This is a genomic window from Amycolatopsis thermalba (assembly GCF_003385215.1).
Classification (GTDB): domain Bacteria; phylum Actinomycetota; class Actinomycetes; order Mycobacteriales; family Pseudonocardiaceae; genus Amycolatopsis_E; species Amycolatopsis_E thermalba.
In genome coordinates, this window is record NZ_PQHW01000123.1 from 1 (window position 1) to 19,783 (window position 19,783).

Below are 19,783 nucleotides of genomic sequence, written 5' to 3' on the forward strand. Positions count from 1 at the left end.
CACCAGCAACGAGGCACGAGCAGCAGCACTTGCAGCCTGGATCGAGCACTACAACACTGAACGCCGCCACAGCGCACTCGGAGGACGACCGCCCATCAGCCGGCTACCAACCTAACGGCCGGATACAGCTAGACGCGCGCTCGCAGCCGTCTGCGTCCTGGGATCAGGCGGCCGTGGCGTCACCGAAGGCGGTCACGTGGGCCGCCGCGCAGGCGCACGGGAGGCCGTCCGGCACGAGACGCTGCCCGTGATCGTCGTTCGCGGCTCGAGCGGGATCGCGCGCACCCGGGTGGAGCGGATCTCGGTCACCTGGTCGGCGGGCAACACCGTCCAGCTGCGCGGATCGGAGCCGACCTCGACGATCGTGTCCTGCACCGTCCCCGCGCGGCGCGCCGGTGAGCCCTGGAGTCCGACGTCCCGCAGCGCGCTGAGCACCGACAAGTCGTGGCCCAGGGAAGTCTTCAGGGCATCGGCACCCAGTTCGGCGACGCCGACGGCCGCGCGACCGGCGGCGGGGTGCCGCGTGGACACGAGCGCGAACAAGGACTCGGTCCAGGCCGGCAACACCCGCAACCCGCGCGCCGAACGTACTTCTCTCGCCAGGGCCAGGTCGATCTCCCCCTGCTTCAGGGCGTTCAGGCGCGCGGTCAACGGCAGGTCGACGAGCACGACGTCGAACCCCGGGGCCTGTTCCCGCAGGGTGTCGATCCCGCGTTCCAGACGGGCGGTGAACTGCCCCGCACCGGTCCCGATGCGCATGACACCCGCCTGCTCACGCGCCACGACCCGGACCCGATCGGCGGCCGCGAGCGCCTCCCGCGCCGAGGCGAGCACCCGGCGTCCCGCATCGGTCAGCCGCACCCGGCGCGGCGAGCGGTCGAACAGGCGGACCCCCAGCTCGCGCTCCAGTGCCGCGATCTGCCTGCTGACCGCGGGCTGAGCGATGTGCAGACGCTCGGCGGCGCGGCCGAAGTGCAGCTCGCCGGCGACCGTGACGAAGTACCGCAACGCCCGCAGTTCCGCTCGATGCTCCTCCGCGACGATGCCTCCAGGTTATCGCTGCGCGTCAGCCTTGGTCCTGGTTCCCGGCGGGCTCCGGTGCTGGAGTCGGGACATGAACATCGATCTCGGTCTGCTCGGCGCGCACCTGCGCGAGCACGAAGTGAACCCCGGCCGCGCGGTCGAAGTGGAGCGCGCGGGCTACGGCACCCTCTGGCTGGACGCCTCGCCGCCGGCGGATCTCACCCTCGCGGAGGAGCAGCTCGATGCGACCACCCGGCTGACCGCCGGCACGAGCGTGGTGAACGTCTGGACCGCCGACGCGGAAACCGTCGCCGCCTCCTACCGCAGGATCGAAGCCAAGCACCCTGGGCGCCTCCTGCTCGGCGTCGGTATCGGGCACCGGGAAGTCCACGCCGAATACGCCTCGCCGTACGACACGCTGGTGTCCTATGTGGACTGGCTCGTCGCTGCGGGCGTGCCGGCCGGCCGCATTGTGGTAGCCGCGCTCGGGCCGCGGATGCTGCGCATGGCCGGCGCCCGCAGCGGCGGAGCCGTTCCCGCCATGGTCACCCCGGAGCACACCCGGCGCGCCCGCTCGATCCTCGGGCCCGGAAAGCTGCTGTTGCCCGGCCACTTCGCCCTCGTCGAGCCGGATGTGGAGCGAGCCCGCGCGGTCGCCCGGTCCGCGCCGCCCGGAACCGCGCTGGGTGTGAGCAACTACGCGAGGAACCTGCGGCGGCTCGGCTTCACCGAAGACGACCTGTCAGGCGCGTGCATCGACCGGCTCGTCGACGCGCTCGTCGCACACGGCGACCCGGCCACCACGGCGGCACGGCTGCTGGCCCATCGAGCGGCCGGCGCGGACCACGTCGGCGTCTACCCACTCGGCGACGACCCGACCGGCACGCTCGTCGTGATCGCGGAGGCGGTGCGCCGCCTGGTGGGGGCGGCGTGAGCTAGTCGCGCTGGGCCAGGAACACGAACTCCATGCCGGGCCGGTCCGGGGCGTCCCGCACGTCGGCCACGCGGAAACCTTGCGCAGCAAGGCTTTCCTCGATCTCGTCGCGATCGCGGAAGCGCAGCGTCGAGTCCGATGTGACCACTTCGCCGTCGGCCAGGAACCGGTACGTGAAGCGGAACGACACCAGCGGCAGGCTGACGTCGGTGACCTCGAGACGGCGCTCGACGGGGCCGGCTCCGGGGACGTCGAGCACCAGCGGGTCGGTGGTCGCGGCCCAGTCCTCCCAGGCACGCCGTTCCGGGCGGCGCGTCTCGAACACGAAGTGGCCGCCGGGGCGCAGCGCTGTCCGGATGCCGGCGAGGGTCTGGCCCCAGTCGTCGTCGGTGAGGAACACCTGCGCGACGTTTCCCGTCATGGCGGCGAGATCGCCGACGGCTGGGGGCAGATCCGTGGCGTCACCGTGGATCCAGGTGATCTTCCCGTCCGGGTCCTTGGCGCGCGCGACCGCAAGTGACGCCTCGGCCGGGTCGACGCCGATGACGGTGCGTCCCTTCGCGGCGAGGAGCACGGCCAGGCTGCCGGTGCCGCAACCGATGTCCAGGACGTGTTCGGCCTTGAGTTCGTCGGCGATGGACAGGTACAGGTCGAGGTCGTCGCGCTCGCCGTCGAAGGTGTCGTAGATCGGGGCGAGGCGGGCGTGGGCGAAGATCGCGTCGGGCACGGTTCGCACCTTATCTGGAAGGCGGGTCGCGCGCGTCCCGTTTTTGTCGGTACCGCCTGGCACACTGCGGACGTGGCCAACTGGAGGGAATTCGAAGAGCAGGCACCCGCGCTGGCGGCGGCGGTGCGTGAGCGGTTGACGGCGGCGGAGACGCACGTGCTGGCGACCCTGCGGCGGGACGGGTCGCCCCGGGTGAGCGGCACGGAGGTCGACTTGCGGGAGCCCGAGCTGTACATCGGGTCGATGTGGGGCGCACGCAAGGCACGCGACCTGCAGCGCGACGGCCGGTTCGCGCTGCACGCCTTCCCCTCCTCCGAGGGCGACGCGAAGCTGTCCGGAGTCGCCATCGAGATCACCGAGAAGGCCGTCCTGGACGCCATCCAGGGCGACATGCAACCAAGCCACCTCTTCCGGCTGGACCTCCAGCAGGCGGTGCTGACAACAGTCGAGGGCGACAAGCTGGTGGCGACCACCTGGTGGCCGGGCCGGGAGGTGGTGCGTTTCGAGCGCAAGTGAGAACAGGTACGAGGACACCCCTCACACGGCGGGCGTGAGGGTGGGCTTGATGCCCGTGGCCCGTGGCTGGTGGCCCGTGGCCCGTGGGCGCCCGTGGCCCGTGGGCGGCCGCGCCCGCGCAGGACGCCGCCTCGCCGACGACGCGTGGCATGCGCGCCGGACCGCACCACCGGCGGCGGTCCGGCGGCGGTCCGGCGCGTGGGCGGGCGCCGTGAGCGAGCTGGGACAGTCGCGGCGGTAGTGCCCCGTTGGCCGTGCCGGCGCGCAGGTGGGTTCTGCTACAGCTGCGAGCTGCTGGTCGTGGCGAGCGTTCCCCTGACCGTGACGGGCTCTCCAGTCACCTCGGGATGGTCGCGGTGGCGGGTGCTCCGGGGCGGTGCGCGGGCTCTGCAGCCGCGCCGGGTTGGTGGCGGCGGGCAGCGTGCTCGGCGGCGGTCCAGCGCGCAGGCGGGCTCGACAGCCACCCCGGGATGGGTGGTCGTGGCGAGCACTGCGACGGCGGTGGCGGGTGCTCCGGCGGCGGTCCAGCGCGCAGGCGCGCTCGACAGCCACCCCGGGATGGGGTGGTCGTGGCGAGCAATCCGACGGCGGTCCGGCACGCGCGTGGGCTCGGCAGCCGCTCCGGGTTGGGTATGCGGTGGGGAGCGCTCCGGCATCGGTCCAGCGCGCAGGCGGGCTCGACGGCCACCCGGGCTGGGGTGGTTGTGGCGAGCAATCCGGCGGCGGTCCGGCGCGCGGGTGTGGCTCCGCAACTGTTCCGGGATGGTGGCAGTGGGAGTGTTCCGCGGCCCGTCTGGCACGCGGGCGGGCTCGGCAGCCGCTCCGGACTGGTGGCAGTGGGAGCGTTCCGCGGCCGGTCTGGCACGCGGGCGGGCTCGGCAGCCGCTCCGGGTTGGTGGCGGTGGGGAGCGCTCCGGCATCGGTTCAGCGCGCAGGCGCTCGACAGCCACCCCGGGCCGGTCGAGCAACCCGGCGGCAGCCTGCCGCGCGGGCGCGCCCTACAGCCGCTCCAGGATGGTTGCCGTGGAGAGTGCTCCGCCGGCGCACATCGTCACCAGCGCGGTCTCGCCGTCGCGGCGTTCCAGCTCGTGCAGGGCCGTCGTCAGCAGGCGCGCGCCGGTGCTGCCCACCGGGTGCCCCAGCGCGATGGCGCCGCCGTTGACGTTCACCCGCTCCGGGTCCGGCTCGTGCACCTGCTGCCACGACAGCACCACCGAGGCGAACGCTTCGTTGACCTCGAACAAATCGACATCGCCGACCGTCATCCCGGCGCGCGACAGCACCCGCGACGTCGCCTGCACCGGTCCGTCCAGGTGGTAGTACGGCTCGGCGCCGACCAGTGCCTGCGCGCGGATCCGCGCCCGGGCCCGCAGGCCCAGCGAAGCCGCCCGGGCCGAGTCCATGATCAGCACGGCCGCCGCGCCGTCCGAGATCTGCGACGACGTGCCTGCCGTGTGAACACCGCCGTCCAGCACCGGCTTCAGCCGGGCCAGCCCCTCCAGCGTCGTCTCGCGCAGGCCCTGGTCCCGCGCCACCAGCCGGGTCTCCCCGGTCGGCCGGCCCTCCTCGTCCAGCACCGGCGCCTTCACCGGCACCACCTCGCGCTCGAACCGGCCCTGCGCCCACGCCGTCGCCGCCTTGGCCTGCGATGCCAAACCGAACCGGTCGACATCCTCCCGCGAGAGACCGCGCCGCACCGCGATCCGCTCCGCCGCGCCGTACTGGTTGGGCATGTCGATCGCCCACGACCCGGGCTTCGGCGCGCCCGCGTCCACCCCGCGGTTCGCGCCGAGCGGGATGCGGCTCATCGCCTCCACCCCGCACGCGATCCCCACGTCGATCGCCCCCGTCGCGATCAACCCGGCCACCAGGTGCGCCGCCTGCTGGGCGGACCCGCACTGCGCGTCGATCGTCGTCGCACCGGTCGTCTCCGGCAGCCCGGCGTGCAGCCACGCCGTGCGCGTCACGTTGCCCGACTGCTCACCCGCCTGCGTCACGCAACCGCCGATAACCTGTTCCACGATCGCCGCGTCCACCCCGGCCCGCTCGACCAGCGCGCGCTGCGCCGCACCCAGCAACTCGGCCGCGTGCAACCCGGCCAGCCAGCCACGCCGCTTCCCGACCGGCGTCCGCACGGCCTCGACGATGACGGGTTCACCCACGGCAGCCCTCCTCCACTCGACTCGCCCTCAAAGTAGAACTTGTTTCAGTATTGGGCAAGCGTGACCCAGGTCAACCGCCATTCGGTGCCCAACTGGACCACCAGCGCGTTCAAGATCGAGTAAACGGGTTTCACTCAACCTCTCGACTTAGTTAACACCGTATGCTCTAATCGCGTTTAGAACGTGTTCCACGACGATGTGAGGCACCTCGGGAGGTAGCCGTGGCCACGCCCCTGATCCCCGCCGGCTTCGATTTCACCGACCCCGACCTGATCGCGACGCGGCTGCCCCTGGAGGAGTTCGCGGAGCTGCGCAAGACCGCGCCGGTCTGGTGGAACGCGCAGCCGCACAACCGCGCGGGTTTCCGCGACGACGGGTTCTGGGTCGTCACCCGGCACGAGGACGTCAAGACCGTGTCGAAGGACAGCGAGCTGTTCTCCTCGCAGGAGAAGCTGGCGATCATCCGCTTCGACGAGAACATGACCGACGAGAGCCTCGACGCGAACCGCCTCGTCCTGCTCAACATGGACGCGCCCCAGCACACCAAGCTGCGCCGCATCGTCTCGAAGGGCTTCACGCCCCGGTCGATCGCCCGCCTGGAGGACACCCTGCGCGACCGCGCCGCACGCATCGTGCACGAGGCGAAGAAGAAGGGCTCCGGCGACTTCGTCGAGGACGTCGCGTGCGAGCTTCCCCTGCAGGCCATCGCCGAGCTGATCGGCATCCCGCAGGAGGACCGCCGCAAGATCTTCGACTGGTCCAACCAGATGATCGGCTACGACGACCCGGAGTACGACGTCGAGCCGATCGCCGCTTCCGCGGAGCTGGTGGGCTACGCGTGGAACATGGCCGAGGAGCGCCGCAGGTGCCCGATGGACGACATCGTCACCAAGCTTATCCAGGCCGATGTGGACGGTGAGTCGCTCACCTCGGAGGAGTTCGGCTTCTTCGTCATCCTGCTGTCGGTGGCCGGCAACGAGACCACCCGCAACGCCATCACCCACGGCATGAAGGCCATGCTCGACCACCCCGACCAGTGGGAGCTCTACCGCGAGCAGCGGCCCAAGACCGCGCCGGACGAGATCGTCCGCTGGGCCACCCCGGTGATCGCCTTCCAGCGCACCGCCACCGCGGACACCGAGCTGGGCGGCCAGCACATCCGCAAGGGCGACCGGGTCGGCATGTTCTACAGCTCGGCCAACTTCGACCCCGAGGTGTTCGACGAGCCCGAGCGCTTCGACGTCCTGCGCGACCCGAACCCGCACGTCGGCTTCGGCGGCACCGGCTCGCACTACTGCATCGGGGCGAATCTGGCCCGCCTGGAGATCGACTTGATCTTCAACGCGATCGCCGACGAAATGCCTGGTATCCGTGAGGTCGCGCCGCCGGAGCGGCTGCGTTCGGGCTGGCTGAACGGCATCAAGCACTACCGGGTGGCCTACGAATAGGGGTTACGCTCACACCTCGCAGGCGATCGTCCTCGCCAGGAGGTGCCCGTTGCCCGTCATCCCGCCCACCCCGGAAGAACTCGCCGAACTGGCCGCCCGCTACGGCTTCCAGCTGAGCGAGGCCGACCGGAAGTCCTTCGCCGGCCTCGTGGAGGCCAATCTCGCCGCCCACGAGGCCGTCGAGCGGCTGTACGCGCGCTCGGCGCCCAGCGCCCCGCACCGCGACTACGAGTGGCCTGGGGACAACCCGCTCGGCGCCTGGTACGTGCGCACCCGGATCCCGCCGTCCGGTGACGGTCCGCTGAGCGGCCGCGAGGTCGTGATCAAGGACAACATCGCGGTCGCCGGGGTGCCGATGATGAACGGATCGCGCGCGGTGGACGGGTTCGTGCCGCGCCGGGACGCGACCGTGGTGAGCCGGGTGCTCGCCGCGGGCGGCACGATCGTCGGCAAGGCGGTGTGCGAGGACCTGTGTTACTCCGGGTCCAGTTTCACGTCGGCCAGCGGGCCGGTGCGCAACCCGTGGGACCCCGCCCGGCACGCGGGCGGCTCGTCGTCGGGCAACGCGGCCCTGCTCGCCGCCGGTGAGGCCGACCTCGCGATCGGTGGCGACCAGGGCGGGTCGGTGCGGATGCCGGCGGCGTTCTGCGGGGTGGTCGGGCACAAGCCGACGCACGGGCTCGTGCCCTACACCGGCGCGTTCCCCATCGAGACCACCATCGACCACCTCGGCCCGATGACCCGCACCGTGCGGGACGCGGCGCTGATGCTGAGCGTCCTCGCCGGTGACGACGGGTTCGACCCGCGCCAGTACCGCACGCCCGAGCCGCCGGACTACCTGGCCGCGGTCGAGCAGGACATCCGCGGCGTGCGCGTCGGGGTGCTCACCGAGGGCTTCGGGCTGCCGGTGTCCGAGCCGGCCGTCGACGACGCCGTGCGCGCCGCGGCCGACCGGCTCGCGGCGGCGGGTGCGGTGGTGTCCGAGGTGAGCGTGCCGTGGCACCGCGAGGGGCTCGACGTGTGGACCGTGATCGGCACGGACGGCACCGCGCGGCAGATGATCGACGGCAACGGCTACGGCATGAACGTGCCCGGCCGGTACGACCCCGAGCTGATGGTGCACTTCGCGCAGGGCAGGCGGGTGCACGCCGACGACATGTCGGACACGCTCAAGACCATGATCCTCACCGGCGCCTACGCCGCGCAGCGGTACGACATGCGGCACTACGCGATGGCGCGCGAGCTGGCGTGGGAGCTGCGCGCGGGCTACGACGCGGTGCTGACCGAGGTGGACGTGCTGGTCCTGCCGACGGTTCCGTACGTGGCGAAGCCGCTGCCCGGGCCGGACACCACGCGCGAAGAGCGGATGGTCAACGCGCTGGGGATGGTCGGCAACACGGCGCCCTTCGACGCGAGCGGCCACCCGGCGATCTCGGTGCCCGCCGCCCCCGTGGACGGCCTGCCGACCGGGCTGATGATCGCCGGGCGCCGCTTCGACGACGCGACGGTCCTCCGCGTGGCCGCGGCCTACGAGCGGGAGGTGGGTGGTTTCCCGGTCGCACCTTGATCACGCGGCGGGGCTGGACCGGGCACCGCGGCGATCTCGGTGCCCGCCGCGCCGGTGGAGGGCGGGTTTCCCGGCGGCGCCCTGACTGCGCCGCCGCGTCCGTCCGCTAGGGCTTCTCCGCGCCCACCACCCACATCGCGAAGTACTGGGAGCCTCCGCCGTACGCGTGGCCCATCGCGCGGCGTGCGCCATCGACCTGGTAGTCGCCCGCCCGGCCCATCACCTGCTTCGCCGCCTCGGAGAACCGCAGCATTCCCGACGCCCCGATCGGGTTCGACGACAGCACCCCGCCGGACGGGTTGACCGGCAGCCGCCCGCCCAGCGCGGTCTCCCCGGCCTCGGTCAGCTTCCACCCCTCGCCCTCGGGCATGAACCCCAGGTTCTCCAGCCACATCGGCTCGAACCAGGAGAACGGCACGTAGATCTCCGCGGCGTCTATTTCGGACAGTGGATCGGTGATCCCCGCCTCGCGCCACAGCGCCGCGGCGGCGTCGCGGCCGGCCTGCGGGTTCACCTGGTCGCGGCCGGCGAAGGTGGTCGGCTCGGTGCGCATCGCGGTCGCGTGCACCCACGCCGCGCCCGCCGCCGCGTCCCCGGCGGCCTCGTCGCCGATCACCATCGCGCACGCGCCGTCGGAGGACGGGCAGGTCTCGTCGTAGCGGATCGGGTCCCACAACACCTGCGAGGACCGCACCTTCTCCACCGTGATGTCCGGCTGGCGCAGGTGCGCGTACGGGTTCAGCGCCCCGTTCTGCCGGTCCTTCGCCGCGACGATCGCGCCGATGTGCTCGGGCGCGCCGGACCGCCGGATGTAGGACCGCACGTGCGGCGCGAAGTACCCGCCCGCGCCCGCGCCGACGGGCATCGTGAACGGCGGCGCGATCGACAGCGCCCACATCGCGTTCGACTCGGACTGCTTCTCGAACGCCACCGTGAGCACCCGCCGGTGGATGCCGGACTGCACCAGGCTCGTCGCGACCAGCGCCGTCGACCCGCCCACCGAACCCGCGGTGTGCACGCGCAGCAACGATTTCCCGGTCGCGCCGAGCGCGTCGGCCAGGAACAGCTCGGGCATCATCACGCCCTCGAACAGGTCCGGTGCCTTGCCGATGACCACCGCGTCGATGTCCGGCCAGTCCACGCGCGCGTCGGCCATCGCGCGGTCGATCGCCTCCCGCAGCAGGCCGGGCATGGACACGTCGGTCCGCTTGGCCCGGTGGTGGGTCTGCCCGGTGCCGAGCACCGCGGCGAGCTGCTTCGCCATTTCACGCCTCCAGGACCGCGACGAGGTTCTGCTGCAGGGCCGGGCCGCTGGTGGCGTGCGCGAGCACCTTCGAGGCCTGGCCGGTGAGGATCCGGGTGGCGGCCTCGCCGATGCGCGCCAGCCCGGCCGAGAACATCGGGTTGCCGGTGAGCACACCGCCCGAGGGGTTGACACGGACGTCGTCGCCGAGCCCGAGCGCCGTCCGCAGGATCAGCTCCTGGTGCGTGAACGGCGCGTGCAGCTCGGCGACCTCCACGTCTCCGGTGCCGACCGCGCGCCCGGCCGCCTCCGTCGACGGTGAGCGCGTCAGGTCGCGGGCGCCGAGCACGGGCGTGTCCACGCGGTGCTCGATACCGGTGATGACCGCGGGCCGCTCGGCGAACTCGTGCGCCCGTTCGGTCGCGGCCAGGACGATCACCGCGGCGCCGTCGGTGACCGGCGCGATGTCGTGTGCCCGCAACGGATCCGCCACGTAGGGCGCGTCCAGCAGGTCGGCGACCTCGCTCGCGCCGGAGAACTGGGCGTGCGGGTTGCGGGTGGCGTCGGCGCGGCTGCGGGCGGCGACCTCGGCCAGGTCCTTCTCGCTCCACAGCCCGGCGTCCAGCCCGAGCCGGGCCTGCAGGCCGGCGATGCTCACCGAGTCCGGCCACAGCGGCGCGACCGTGTACGGGTCGAGCTGCAGCGCCAGCACCCGGCGCAGCTGCCCGGCCGAGGACTTGCCGAAGCCGTACACCAGCGCGGTGTCGACCTCGCCGGTGCGGATCTTCAGCCAGGCCTCGTACAGCGCCCAGGCGGCGTCCATCTCGACGTGCGACTCGTGGATCGGCGGGAACGCGCCGATCGCGTCGATGGCGGAGATGAACGAAAACGCCCGTCCGGCCAGGTAGTCCGACGAGCCGGAGCACCAGAACCCGATGTCCTTCTTGGACAGTTCGGTCTGCTGGTAGACCTCGGCGAAGATGGGCACGAGCATTTCCACGCCGTTCGTGGTGCCCGGCGTGGAGCGCACGTTCGGGGCCTGGGCGAACCCGACCACCGCGACGTCTCGCATGGCAGTTCCCCTCTACAGGTGGTGGGCGAAGGACTCGTAGGGCGCGTCCGGCTCGCCGGTCGGCTCGAAGTGGCTGATGTTCTCCAGGCTCGTCCACCACTCGTCGCGCGGTTTCCACGCCGCGCGCACCCGCATGCCCATCCGGACCTCGGCGGCGTCGCAGCCGAGGACGAGGTGCAGGAACGCGATGTCGGCGCCGTCGAGCAGGATGTAGGCCGCGACGTAGGGCGGCTCGATGCGCTGGCCGAGGAAGGGCACGTTGACGATGCAGAAGGTGGTGACGATCCCGGTGTCCGGCAGCTCCACTTCGTCCACTGTGGGCACACCGTCGGTGGGGCAGGCGCCGCGCGGCGGGATGTAGACCTTCGCGCACGCGGGGCAGCGCTGCCCGATCAGCTTGCCCTCGGCGAGACCTCGCAGGTAGCGGCTCTCCTCCGGGGAGGCCGAATGCTGGTAGTGCAGCTGGATCGGCGTGACCATCACCCCGTCCTGTCCGGACTTCGGCGGCGGCGCGGGCGAGGGCCCGTCGCCGGCGCCGACGGGCCGGAAGTAGGCGATGTCGCGGATGTGACCGGCGGGTTCGTCGGCCCAGCGCACGCGCACCCGCATGCCCGTGTGCATGTCGGCGGGGCCGGCCACGTGCACGGCGTGCAGCATCGCGGTGTCGGCGCCGTCCAGCCGGATCAGCGCCCACGCGAACGGCGTGGTCAGCGGCTGACCGTCCAGGGGCTCGGGAATCCACGACCAGGACAGCACCGTGCCCTCGTCGGACACGGGCACGAACTCGGTGAGCGCCGCGGCGGTGACCGGGTCGTACTCCACCGGCGGCACGTGCACGCGGCCGTCCGAGCCGCGCACGCCCTCGATGCGGCGCTCGCGCAGACCGGCGGCGAACCGGCCGAGCACGGGCCCGAGGGAGCGGGTGTAGTCGAAGGCGAGATCCAGCGGCGCGGACAGCGGTGTACTCACGAATCGAAGTGAAACACGTTCTCGATCTCCCGGCAAGACGCTCCGCCGGGAGCTTGCGCGGTAAGTGGAACAAGTTCTAGATTCGGGGGTATGACCACCGCACTGGAGACGATCGGCCTGTGGCACATCGCGGCCGGGCAGCCGGACCGGACGGCGATCGTGAACCCCGACGGCAGCGAGGTCGGCTACGGCGCCCTCGCGGACAAGGCCAACGCCTACGCGCGCGGTCTGCGCGAACTGGGCCTGGAGACCGGCGACGTCGTGGTGGTGCTGCAGCCCAACAGCGACGAGCTGCTCGCCGCCTACTTCGCCGCGCTGCAGACCGGGCTGTACGTGGTGATGGTCAACTGGCACCTGGTCGGGCCCGAGGTGGCCTACATCCTGTCCGATTCGGGGGCGAAGGCGTTCCTCGCGCACGAGCGGTTCGCCGAGGTGGCGATCGCGGCCGCGGACGAAGCCGGGGTGCCCGCTTCGGCGCGCTTCGCGGTGGGCCGGATCGACGGGTTCCGCGACGTGGCCGAGCTGGGCGCCGGGGGCAGCGGCCGCCCGGAGGTGCGCACGGCGGGGTCACCGATGCTCTACACCTCCGGCACGACGGGACGGCCCAAGGGCGTGCGGCGGCCGTTGAGCGGGGCCGATCCGGACAGCGTGCCGGCGGCGTCCACGTGGTTCTTCGGTATTTTCGGGCTGAAGCCGTTCGACGACCACGTCCACCTGTGCGGGTCGCCGCTCTACCACACGGCGGTGCTGAACTTCGCGTCCATCTCGATCCAGCTGGGGCACACGGTCGTGCTGATGGACCGGTGGGATCCGGAGGAGATGCTGCGGCTGATCGAGCGGTACCGCGTCACGCACAGCCACATGGTGCCGACGCAGTTCCGGCGGCTGCTGGCGCTGCCGGAGGAGGTGCGGTCGCGTTACGACCTGTCGTCGCTGCGGAACATGATCCACGGCGCCGCGCCGTGCCCGCCGGAGGTGAAGCGGCGGATGCTGGAGTGGTGGGGCCCGGTGGTGACCGACTACTACGCCGCGACGGAGGGCGGCGGCACGATGATCACCGGCGAGGAGTGGCTGCGCAAGCCCGGTTCGGTCGGGTTGCCGTGGCCGGGTTCGGTGATCAAGATCCTGGACGACGACGGCAACGAGCTGCCCGCGGGTCAGCCCGGCACGGTCTACATGCGGATGGGTTCGTCGACGTTCGAGTACCACAAGGACGCCGAGAAGACGCGCAAGGCGCGGGTGGGGGACCTGTTCACCCTCGGCGACGTGGGGTACCTCGACGAGGACGGCTACCTGTTCCTGCACGACCGCAAGAACGACATGATCATCTCCGGCGGGGTGAACATCTACCCGGCGGAGATCGAGAACGAGCTGGTGATGCACCCGAAGGTCGCGGACGTCGCGGTGTTCGGCATCCCGCACGAGGACTGGGGTGAGGAGATCAAGGCGGTCGTGCAGCCCGCGCCGGGGGTCTCGCCGGGACCCGAGCTGGCGGCGGAGCTGCTGGAGTGGGTGCGCGGCCGCCTGGCGAAGTTCAAGTGGCCGCGCAGCGTCGACTTCGCCGAGGAGCTGCCGCGGGACCCCAACGGCAAGCTGTACAAGCGGAAGCTGCGGGATCCCTATTGGACGGACCGGAAGATCTGATCGCGTTGCCGGGAGGCGCCGGCACGATCACTTCGAGCACGGAACGCCCACTGACCACGGACGGCGCACGTGGTGAGCACCAGTCCGGTGGCACGACCAGGCCCCGCAGGTGATGCCACAGCCGGCCGGACGAGCCAGCCCGCCAGACGGGCCTGCCGGTCGGGCGAGCCTGCCGGAGGAGACCGCCCCTGGGTACCACCCCACCGCGCCCTCGGTTCAGGCCGGGTGCGGGCGCACCGCGCGCTGACTGCGCTCCTCCGTCACCAGTTCCCCGGCGCGGGAGAACCGCACCGCCGCCCACCACATCCCGTTGCCGCGGGGGTGCTTCTCCCAGGTCAGCGTGCCGAGCACCCAGTGCTCGCCGTCCTGGACCGGGCAGGGCCTGGCCGGCGCCTCGGCCTTCCCGCGCAGACGCAGCCAGCAGTGCCCGCACGGCTGCAGCTTCTCCGGGCCCACGCCGGCCCAGCGGACCGGCACCACGTCGGCGCCCCTGCGCTGCACGAGTCCTGGCCCTTGACCAGCCACTCGCGCCGGGCGTCGTTGTGGTAAGCCGGTCCGCCCGTGGTGCGCCAGCCCCGGGGCAGCACTCCCGCCGGCGGCGGCGTGCAGTACGCGCACTGCCCCCGCCGGCAAGTCGTCGTCCATCGCCCCGAGCCAGCGGCCACCACCGACAGTTTCAGCGGCCCTCGAACCGGGGCTTGCGCTTCTCCGTGAACGCGCGCGGCCCCTCCTTCGCGTCGGCCGACTGGAAGACCTTCAGCCCGTACTGCGCCTCCAGCTTGAAGGCCTCCTCCTCGGGCATCCCCTCGGTGTCGCGGATCGTGCGGAGGATCGCCTGCACCGCGAGCGGTCCGTTGCCCGCGATCAGGTCCGCCAGCTCCAGCGCCCGCTCCAGCGCCTGACCGTCCGGCACGACGCTGCCGATCAGCCCCATCTCCTTCGCCTCGGCCGCGGTCAGGTGCCGCCCGGTCAGCAGGATCTCCGCGGCCAGCGTGTACGGGATCTGCCGCGGCAGCCGCACCGCCGAACCGCCCATCGGGAACAGCCCCCACCGCGCCTCCGACACCCCGAACCGCGCGCTCTCCCCGGCCACGCGGATGTCGGTGGCCTGCAGGATCTCCGTGCCACCCGCGATCGCCGGGCCCTCCACGGCCGCGATCAGCGGTTTCGTCAGCCGCCGCCCCTTCAGCAGGCCCTCGATGCGGCCCGGGTCGAACGTGCCGCGCTCGTAGGAGTCGGCGGGGGAGTTGCGGTTCATCGACTTCAGGTCCGCGCCCGCGCAGAACGCCCCGCCCGCTCCGGTGAGCACGCAGCACCGGATTTCCGGGTCGTTGTCCACCCGGTCCCAGGCTTCGACCAGGATCGCCATCATCTCGCCGCTGATCGCGTTGCGGACTTCCGGCCGGTTCATCGTCACCACGAGCGTGTGCGCGCGTTGTTCCACCAGGGCGTGCGGCTGTTCCATGAGTACCTCTCCATCCGGCGCCATTGCCCAAAACGATAACATGTTCTACTTTGGCTGCGTGGCTTACAACATCGCGGATCTGCTCGAGCACGCCGTCGACGCCGTGCCGGATCGCCCCGCGGTCATCTGCGGCGAACGGCACGTGACCTACGCCCAGCTGGAGGACAGGGCCAACCGGCTGGCGCACCACCTCGCCGCGCAGGGGGTCGGTCCCGGCTCCCACATCGGCGTTTACTCCCGGAACTCCGTCGAGATGATCGAGGCGATGTTCGCCGCGTACAAGCTGCGCGCCATCGCGATCAACGTCAACTACCGCTACGTCAACGCCGAACTGGAGTACCTGTTCACCAACGCCGACCTCGTCGCGCTGGTGCACGAGCGGCAGTACGCCGACCGGGTCGCCGCGGTGCTTTCGTCGACCCCGAAACTGAAACACGTACTAGTGGTCGACGACGGCAGCGGAGCGGACTGCTCGGGCTACGGCGGGGTCGACTACGAGTCGGCGCTGGCCGCCCAGTCGCCCGACCGCGACTTCGGCGAGCGCAGCTCCGACGACCTCTACATCCTCTACACCGGCGGCACCACCGGGTACCCGAAGGGCGTGATGTGGCGCCACGAGGACGTCTGGCGCGCCCTGGGCGGCGGCATCGACTTCATCACCGGCGAGTACGTGCCGGACGAGTGGACGATGTCCGAGCAGGGCAAGCAGGGCGCGATGGTCCGGCTGCCCGCCGCGCCGCTCATCCACGGCGCGGCCCAGTGGGCCGCGTTCGGCGCGATGTTCAGCGGCGGCACCGTCGTGTTCGTGCCGCAGTTCGACCCGCACGAGATCTGGACCGAGGTCGCCCGGCACCGGGTGCAGGTGCTGACGATCGTCGGCGACGCCATGGCGCGCCCGCTGATCGAGGCCTACCACCAGGGCGGGTACGACGCGTCCTCGCTGGTGGCGGTGTCCAGCCACGCGGCGCTGTTCTCGCAGTCGGTCAAGCAGGAGTACCTGCGCACGTTCCCGAACCTGGTGCTCACCGACGCGATCGGCTCGTCGGAGAGCGGGTTCACCGGCATCGGCATGGTGGCCAAGGACGCCGACCACTCCGCGGGCCCGCGGGTGAACTTCGGCAAGGACGCCATCCTCATCGACGACGACAACCACCTGGTGGAGCGCGCGCCCGGCGCGGTCGGCCGGATCGCGCGGCGCGGGCACGTGCCGCTGGGCTACTACAAGGACCCGGCCAAGACCGAGACGATCTTCGTGGAGATCGACGGCAAGCGCTACGTCGTGCCCGGCGACTACGCCCGCTACGAGGAGGACGGCACCGTCACCCTCCTCGGCCGCGGTTCGCAGTGCGTGAACACCGGCGGCGAGAAGGTGTTCCCGGAAGAGGTCGAGGGCGCCCTGAAATCCCACCCGGACGTGTTCGACGCGCTCGTCATCGGCGTGCCGGACGACCGGCTCGGCCAGCGGGTCGCGGCGATCGTGCAGGCCCGGCCCGGTGGCAGCCTCGACCTGGCCGACGTGGAGGCGCACGTGCGCACCCGGATCGCCGGCTACAAGGTGCCGCGCAGCGTGTGGGTCGTCGACGAGATCGGCCGCCTGCCCAGCGGCAAACCCGACTACCCGTGGGCGCAGCGGCACGCCGCCGCGAACCCGCCCGCCGAGATCCAGAAGGCCTGAGGAGACACTTGATGCGCACCGCGCTGTGCGAGACGTTCGGCATCCGGTACCCGATCATCGGGTTCACCCCGTCGGAGCACGTGGCCGCCGCGATCAGCAAGGCCGGCGGGCTCGGCGTGCTGGGCTGCGTGCGGTTCAACGACGCCGGGGAACTCGACCGGGTGCTGGACTGGATGGACGCCAACACCGACGGCAAGCCCTACGGGGTCGACATCGTCATGCCCGCGAAGGTGCCCGCCGAGGGCGCCGCGGTCGACCTCGAGAAGCTGATCCCGGAGGAGCACCGCGCGTTCGTCGAGCGGACCCTGCGCGAGCTGGGTGTGCCGGAGCTGCCGGAGGACACCGCGGAACGCGCCGGTGTGCTCGGCTGGCTGCACTCGGTGGCCCGCTCGCACGTCGAGGTCGCGCTCAAGCACCCGATCAAGCTGATCGCCAACGCGCTCGGCTCCCCGCCGGTCGACGTGATCGAGCAGGCCCACGAGCACGGCGTGCCGGTCGCCGCGCTCGCGGGCAAGGCCGAGCACGCGGTGCGGCACGTCGACAACGGCGTGGACTTCGTGGTGGCGCAGGGCTACGAGGCCGGCGGGCACACCGGCGAGATCGCGTCGATGGTGCTGCTGCCGGAGATCGTCGACGCGGTGGGCGACCGGGCGCCGGTGCTGGCCGCGGGCGGCATCGGCTCGGGCAGGCAGGTCGCGGCCGCGCTGGCGCTGGGCGCGTCCGGCGCGTGGACCGGCTCGATCTGGCTCGCGACGGAGGAGTACCTGCAGACGATGCCGGACTCGACCGCGATGCAGAGCGCGCTGGTCGGGGCCACGTCGTCGGACACCGTGCGGACGCGCATCTACACCGGCAAGCCCGCGCGGCTGCTCAAGACGCGGTGGACGCAGGCCTGGTCGGCCCCGGACGCGCCCGAGCCGCTGCCGATGCCGCTGCAGAACCTGCTGGTCAGCAAGGCGCACAACCGCATCCACGCGGCGAACGACCCGACGGTGGTGTCGATGCCGGCCGGGCAGATCATCGGCCGGATCGACCGGGTGCGCCCGGTGGCCGAGATCATCGCCGACCTGGTCAGCGGCTACTCCGAGACGCTCGACCGGCTCGACAAGACCCGGTGACCGGGCCGTGCTGGTTCGCGTGGAGCTGAGCCGCCTCGGTCCACAGGATCAGCACGACGAAGGACGCGAAGGTCGGCAGCAGCAGGCACCACGCGCCGGAGCGGCCGGTGTCGTGCAGCCGGCGGATCCCCGCGGAGATCAGCGGGAACATCAGGACGATGCCGGCGACCACCCCGACGGTCCCCACCCACTCCTGTCCGATCGCGGTCGCGGTCAGCAGCGGACCCCAGCTGACGAGGAACCAGAACAGCACGAACAACCAGAAGTCGCGCCGCGACATCCGGCCGGTGCCCACGAACGACTTCCGCAGGGCCTCACCGATCACCGCGGCGAAGGTGGGCCGCGTCCGTGCCATCTCCAGCGTCATACCCGGAATCGTCCGCGCCGGAGGAGGCGTCCTCAACGGCGTCGGCCGGAAGTTGCCACCCACGCCACGGCGCCCACGGCCAGCACCGCGGCACCGCTGATCACCGACGCGAGCGGCAGGCTGAACGCGAGCACCACGCACCCGATCAGGCCCACCACCGGCACCACGCGCCGGGTGCCGAGCGTCCACGCGCTCGCGTTCGCGATGGCGTAGTAGGTCAGCACCGCGAACGAGGAGAACCCGATCGCGCCGCGCAGGTCGGTCACCAGCACCAGGGCGGCGACGACGACACCGACCGCGACCTCCGCGCGGTGCGGCACGGCGAACCGCGGGTGCACGGCGGCCAGGGGAGCGGGCAGGTGACCGTCGCGGGCCATGGCGAACGTCGTCCGGGACACGCCGAGCACCAGCGCGAGCAGCGCGCCGAGCGCGGCGAGTGCCGCGGCCGCCCGCACGACCGGGGTGATTGCCGGCCAGGACGTGCCGGCGATCGCGGTGGCGATCGGGTCCGAAGTGGACGCCAGCCCGGCCGGGCCCAGTTGCCGCAGCAGGAAAACGGCGACGACCGCGTAGACGACGAGGGTGATCCCGAGCGCGATCGGAATGGCGCGGGGGATGGTGCGCGCGGGGTCGCGCACCTCCTCGCCGAGGGTGGCGACGCGCGCGTACCCGGCGAAGGCGAAGAACAGCAGCCCGGCCGACTGCAGGACGCCGCCGGCGTCGATCGCGGGCGTGAGGCCGCCGGGGACGGGCGCGCCGGCCGTGGCGAGCGCGACGACCGCGGCGGCGAGGACGACGAGCGTGACGGTGACGATGACCTTGGTGACGGTCACCGAGCGCTGGACGCCCCGGTAGTTGAGGGCGGTCAGCGCGAGCACGGCGGCCGCGGCGACGAGCGACTGCGTGAACCGGCCCGCGCCGGGCGCGGTGTAGGCGGCGACGGTCAGCGCCATCGCCGCGCAGCTCGCGGTCTTGCCGACGACGAACCCCCACCCGGCGAGGTAGCCCCAGAACGGACCGAGCCGCTCGCGCCCGTAGACGTAGGTGCCGCCGGACTCCGGATACCGGGCGGCCAGCCGGGCCGAGGAGGTGGCGTTGCAGTAGGCGACCACGGCCGCCAGCGCCAGCCCGGCCAGCACGCCGACCCCCGCGGCGCGGGCGGCGGGCGCGAAGGCGGCGAACACCCCGGCCCCGATCATCGACCCGAGGCCGATCACCACCGCGTCCCCGGTCCCGAGCCGGCGCGTCAGTCCTGTCACGGGGAGACCGTAGCCGGTGGCCCGGCCGTGGTGGTGATCCGTTACGGGATGTTCGGCGGCCGTTCGTTCGGCGACGCGGGCTCAACCGAGAGCGTCCAGTTTGCGCCGCAGCACCGCGCGTTCCCGGTCGTTCCCGCACAGCTGGATCGCCCGCTCCAGTTCGGCCCGGGCCTCACCGGTCCGGCCGAGCCGGACCAGCAGTTCCCCGCGCACGGTGGGCAGCAAGTGGGACTTCTCGAACGTGCCGCCGGCCGCCAGGGAGTCCACGAGCGGCAGCGCCGCCACCGGACCCTGCGCCATCGACACCGCCACCGCCCGGTTCAGCTCCACCACCGGCGACGGCGCGAGCCGCCCGAGGGCCTCGTACAGCAGCACCACCCGCGCCCAGTCCGTCTCCGCCACCGACGGCGCCACGGCGTGGCACTCGGCGATCGCGGCCTGCAGGCCGTACGCGCCCAGCCCCCGCCCGGCCGCCTCCGCCCGCGCCAGCGCCGCCCGGCACCGCCGGATCGCCGAGCGGTCCCAGCGCCGCCGGTCCTGGTCCTCCAGCAGCACCGGCTCGCCGTCCGGCCCGGTCCGCGCCGGGAACCGGGC

At 72.3% G+C, this 19,783-nt stretch carries 19 protein-coding genes; 8 read left to right on the forward strand and 11 right to left on the reverse strand.

Annotated features, from left to right (window positions below; genetic code table 11):
* Positions 1-115, forward strand: a 115-nt coding sequence (locus D0D15_RS31440) for an integrase core domain-containing protein (RefSeq protein ID WP_162830614.1), incomplete at its 5' end; no start/stop codon positions are given.
* Between the two features lie 77 nt (positions 116-192).
* On the opposite strand, the gene D0D15_RS31445 is transcribed toward D0D15_RS31440, so the two are convergent.
* Entirely contained in the window at positions 193-1,008 is an 816-nt protein-coding gene (locus D0D15_RS31445; protein ID WP_233157546.1) for a LysR family transcriptional regulator, read from the reverse strand.
* Positions 1,009-1,114: 106 nt separating this feature from the next.
* Here D0D15_RS31445 and D0D15_RS31450 point away from each other — a divergent pair, with 106 nt between their 5' ends.
* The gene (locus D0D15_RS31450; RefSeq protein ID WP_094009055.1) at positions 1,115-1,957 is read left to right on the forward strand and encodes a TIGR03620 family F420-dependent LLM class oxidoreductase; all 843 of its coding nucleotides are present in this window, start codon (positions 1,115-1,117) and stop codon (positions 1,955-1,957) included.
* A 1-nt stretch (position 1,958) separates the two neighbouring features.
* Here the strand turns inward: D0D15_RS31450 and D0D15_RS31455 are convergent, their stop codons facing one another.
* Positions 1,959-2,684 carry a class I SAM-dependent methyltransferase gene (locus tag D0D15_RS31455; RefSeq protein ID WP_094009054.1) on the reverse strand — a complete coding sequence of 242 codons (726 nt, stop codon included), beginning with the start codon at positions 2,682-2,684 and terminating at the stop codon, positions 1,959-1,961.
* 72 nt (positions 2,685-2,756) lie between these two features.
* On the opposite strand from D0D15_RS31455, the gene D0D15_RS31460 reads away from it, so the two are divergent.
* A complete protein-coding gene (locus tag D0D15_RS31460) occupies positions 2,757-3,200 on the forward strand; it encodes a pyridoxamine 5'-phosphate oxidase family protein (RefSeq protein WP_094009053.1) in 444 nt (147 codons plus the stop codon).
* A 998-nt stretch (positions 3,201-4,198) separates the two neighbouring features.
* Here the strand turns inward: D0D15_RS31460 and D0D15_RS31465 are convergent.
* Positions 4,199-5,362, reverse strand: a complete 1,164-nt coding sequence (locus tag D0D15_RS31465; protein WP_094009052.1) for a steroid 3-ketoacyl-CoA thiolase — start codon at positions 5,360-5,362, stop codon at positions 4,199-4,201.
* A 221-nt stretch (positions 5,363-5,583) separates the two neighbouring features.
* Here D0D15_RS31465 and D0D15_RS31470 point away from each other — a divergent pair, with 221 nt between their 5' ends.
* A complete protein-coding gene (locus D0D15_RS31470; RefSeq protein ID WP_094009051.1) occupies positions 5,584-6,810 on the forward strand; it encodes a cytochrome P450 in 1,227 nt (408 codons plus the stop codon).
* Positions 6,811-6,859: 49 nt separating this feature from the next.
* The gene (locus tag D0D15_RS31475) at positions 6,860-8,377 is read left to right on the forward strand and encodes an amidase (RefSeq protein WP_094009050.1); all 1,518 of its coding nucleotides are present in this window, start codon (positions 6,860-6,862) and stop codon (positions 8,375-8,377) included.
* Between the two features lie 106 nt (positions 8,378-8,483).
* Here D0D15_RS31475 and D0D15_RS31480 read toward each other — a convergent pair whose 3' ends face one another.
* Genes D0D15_RS31480 through D0D15_RS31490 form a run of 3 tightly spaced genes read right to left on the reverse strand, consistent with a single transcriptional unit; the run spans position 8,484 to position 11,661 of the window.
* Positions 8,484-9,641, reverse strand: coding sequence for a thiolase domain-containing protein (locus tag D0D15_RS31480; protein ID WP_094009049.1), 1,158 nt, complete (start codon positions 9,639-9,641; stop codon positions 8,484-8,486).
* A gap of 1 nt (position 9,642) precedes the next feature.
* Positions 9,643-10,692, reverse strand: coding sequence for a thiolase domain-containing protein (locus D0D15_RS31485; protein WP_094009048.1), 1,050 nt, complete (start codon positions 10,690-10,692; stop codon positions 9,643-9,645).
* 12 nt (positions 10,693-10,704) lie between these two features.
* Positions 10,705-11,661 (reverse strand): Zn-ribbon domain-containing OB-fold protein, encoded by a 957-nt coding sequence (locus D0D15_RS31490; RefSeq protein ID WP_094009047.1) that lies wholly within the window; start codon positions 11,659-11,661, stop codon positions 10,705-10,707.
* A 90-nt stretch (positions 11,662-11,751) separates the two neighbouring features.
* On the opposite strand from D0D15_RS31490, the gene D0D15_RS31495 reads away from it, so the two are divergent.
* The gene (locus tag D0D15_RS31495; protein WP_094009046.1) at positions 11,752-13,305 is read left to right on the forward strand and encodes an acyl-CoA synthetase; all 1,554 of its coding nucleotides are present in this window, start codon (positions 11,752-11,754) and stop codon (positions 13,303-13,305) included.
* A 216-nt stretch (positions 13,306-13,521) separates the two neighbouring features.
* Here the strand turns inward: D0D15_RS31495 and D0D15_RS31500 are convergent, their stop codons facing one another.
* Both D0D15_RS31500 and D0D15_RS31505 read right to left on the reverse strand, forming a co-directional pair.
* Positions 13,522-13,806 carry a hypothetical protein gene (locus D0D15_RS31500; protein WP_094009045.1) on the reverse strand — a complete coding sequence of 95 codons (285 nt, stop codon included), beginning with the start codon at positions 13,804-13,806 and terminating at the stop codon, positions 13,522-13,524.
* 175 nt (positions 13,807-13,981) lie between these two features.
* Positions 13,982-14,770: a crotonase/enoyl-CoA hydratase family protein gene (locus D0D15_RS31505; protein ID WP_094009044.1), complete on the reverse strand. Its 789-nt coding sequence runs from the start codon at positions 14,768-14,770 to the stop codon at positions 13,982-13,984.
* 58 nt (positions 14,771-14,828) lie between these two features.
* Here D0D15_RS31505 and D0D15_RS31510 point away from each other — a divergent pair, with 58 nt between their 5' ends.
* Both D0D15_RS31510 and D0D15_RS31515 read left to right on the forward strand, forming a co-directional pair.
* Positions 14,829-16,445, forward strand: coding sequence for an acyl-CoA synthetase (locus tag D0D15_RS31510; RefSeq protein ID WP_198958403.1), 1,617 nt, complete (start codon positions 14,829-14,831; stop codon positions 16,443-16,445).
* Between the two features lie 11 nt (positions 16,446-16,456).
* A complete protein-coding gene (locus D0D15_RS31515; protein ID WP_094009042.1) occupies positions 16,457-17,563 on the forward strand; it encodes an NAD(P)H-dependent flavin oxidoreductase in 1,107 nt (368 codons plus the stop codon).
* On the opposite strand, the gene D0D15_RS31520 is transcribed toward D0D15_RS31515, so the two are convergent.
* The 3 genes from D0D15_RS31520 to D0D15_RS31530 form a co-directional block, all read right to left on the reverse strand.
* Positions 17,517-17,930: a DUF805 domain-containing protein gene (locus D0D15_RS31520; protein ID WP_094009041.1), complete on the reverse strand. Its 414-nt coding sequence runs from the start codon at positions 17,928-17,930 to the stop codon at positions 17,517-17,519. The two genes, D0D15_RS31515 and D0D15_RS31520, sit on opposite strands and share 47 nt — an antisense overlap.
* Positions 17,931-17,962: 32 nt before the next feature.
* Positions 17,963-19,180 carry an APC family permease gene (locus D0D15_RS31525; RefSeq protein ID WP_208646206.1) on the reverse strand — a complete coding sequence of 406 codons (1,218 nt, stop codon included), beginning with the start codon at positions 19,178-19,180 and terminating at the stop codon, positions 17,963-17,965.
* Positions 19,181-19,270: 90 nt separating this feature from the next.
* On the reverse strand, positions 19,271-19,783 hold a 513-nt coding region (locus D0D15_RS31530), incomplete at its 5' end, for a DUF6596 domain-containing protein (protein WP_425266824.1).

Excerpts from the sequence above, each read along its gene's own strand:
- D0D15_RS31450 (WP_094009055.1), top strand. The coding sequence starts at position 1,115 with ATGAACATCGATCTCGGTCTGCTCGGCGCGCACCTGCGCGAGCACGAA.
- D0D15_RS31480 (WP_094009049.1), bottom strand. The coding sequence starts at position 9,641 with ATGGCGAAGCAGCTCGCCGCGGTGCTCGGCACCGGGCAGACCCACCAC.
- D0D15_RS31485 (WP_094009048.1), bottom strand. The coding sequence starts at position 10,692 with ATGCGAGACGTCGCGGTGGTCGGGTTCGCCCAGGCCCCGAACGTGCGC.
- D0D15_RS31495 (WP_094009046.1), top strand. The coding sequence starts at position 11,752 with ATGACCACCGCACTGGAGACGATCGGCCTGTGGCACATCGCGGCCGGG.
- D0D15_RS31505 (WP_094009044.1), bottom strand. The coding sequence starts at position 14,770 with ATGGAACAGCCGCACGCCCTGGTGGAACAACGCGCGCACACGCTCGTG.
- D0D15_RS31515 (WP_094009042.1), top strand. The coding sequence starts at position 16,457 with ATGCGCACCGCGCTGTGCGAGACGTTCGGCATCCGGTACCCGATCATC.
- D0D15_RS31520 (WP_094009041.1), bottom strand. The coding sequence starts at position 17,930 with ATGACGCTGGAGATGGCACGGACGCGGCCCACCTTCGCCGCGGTGATC.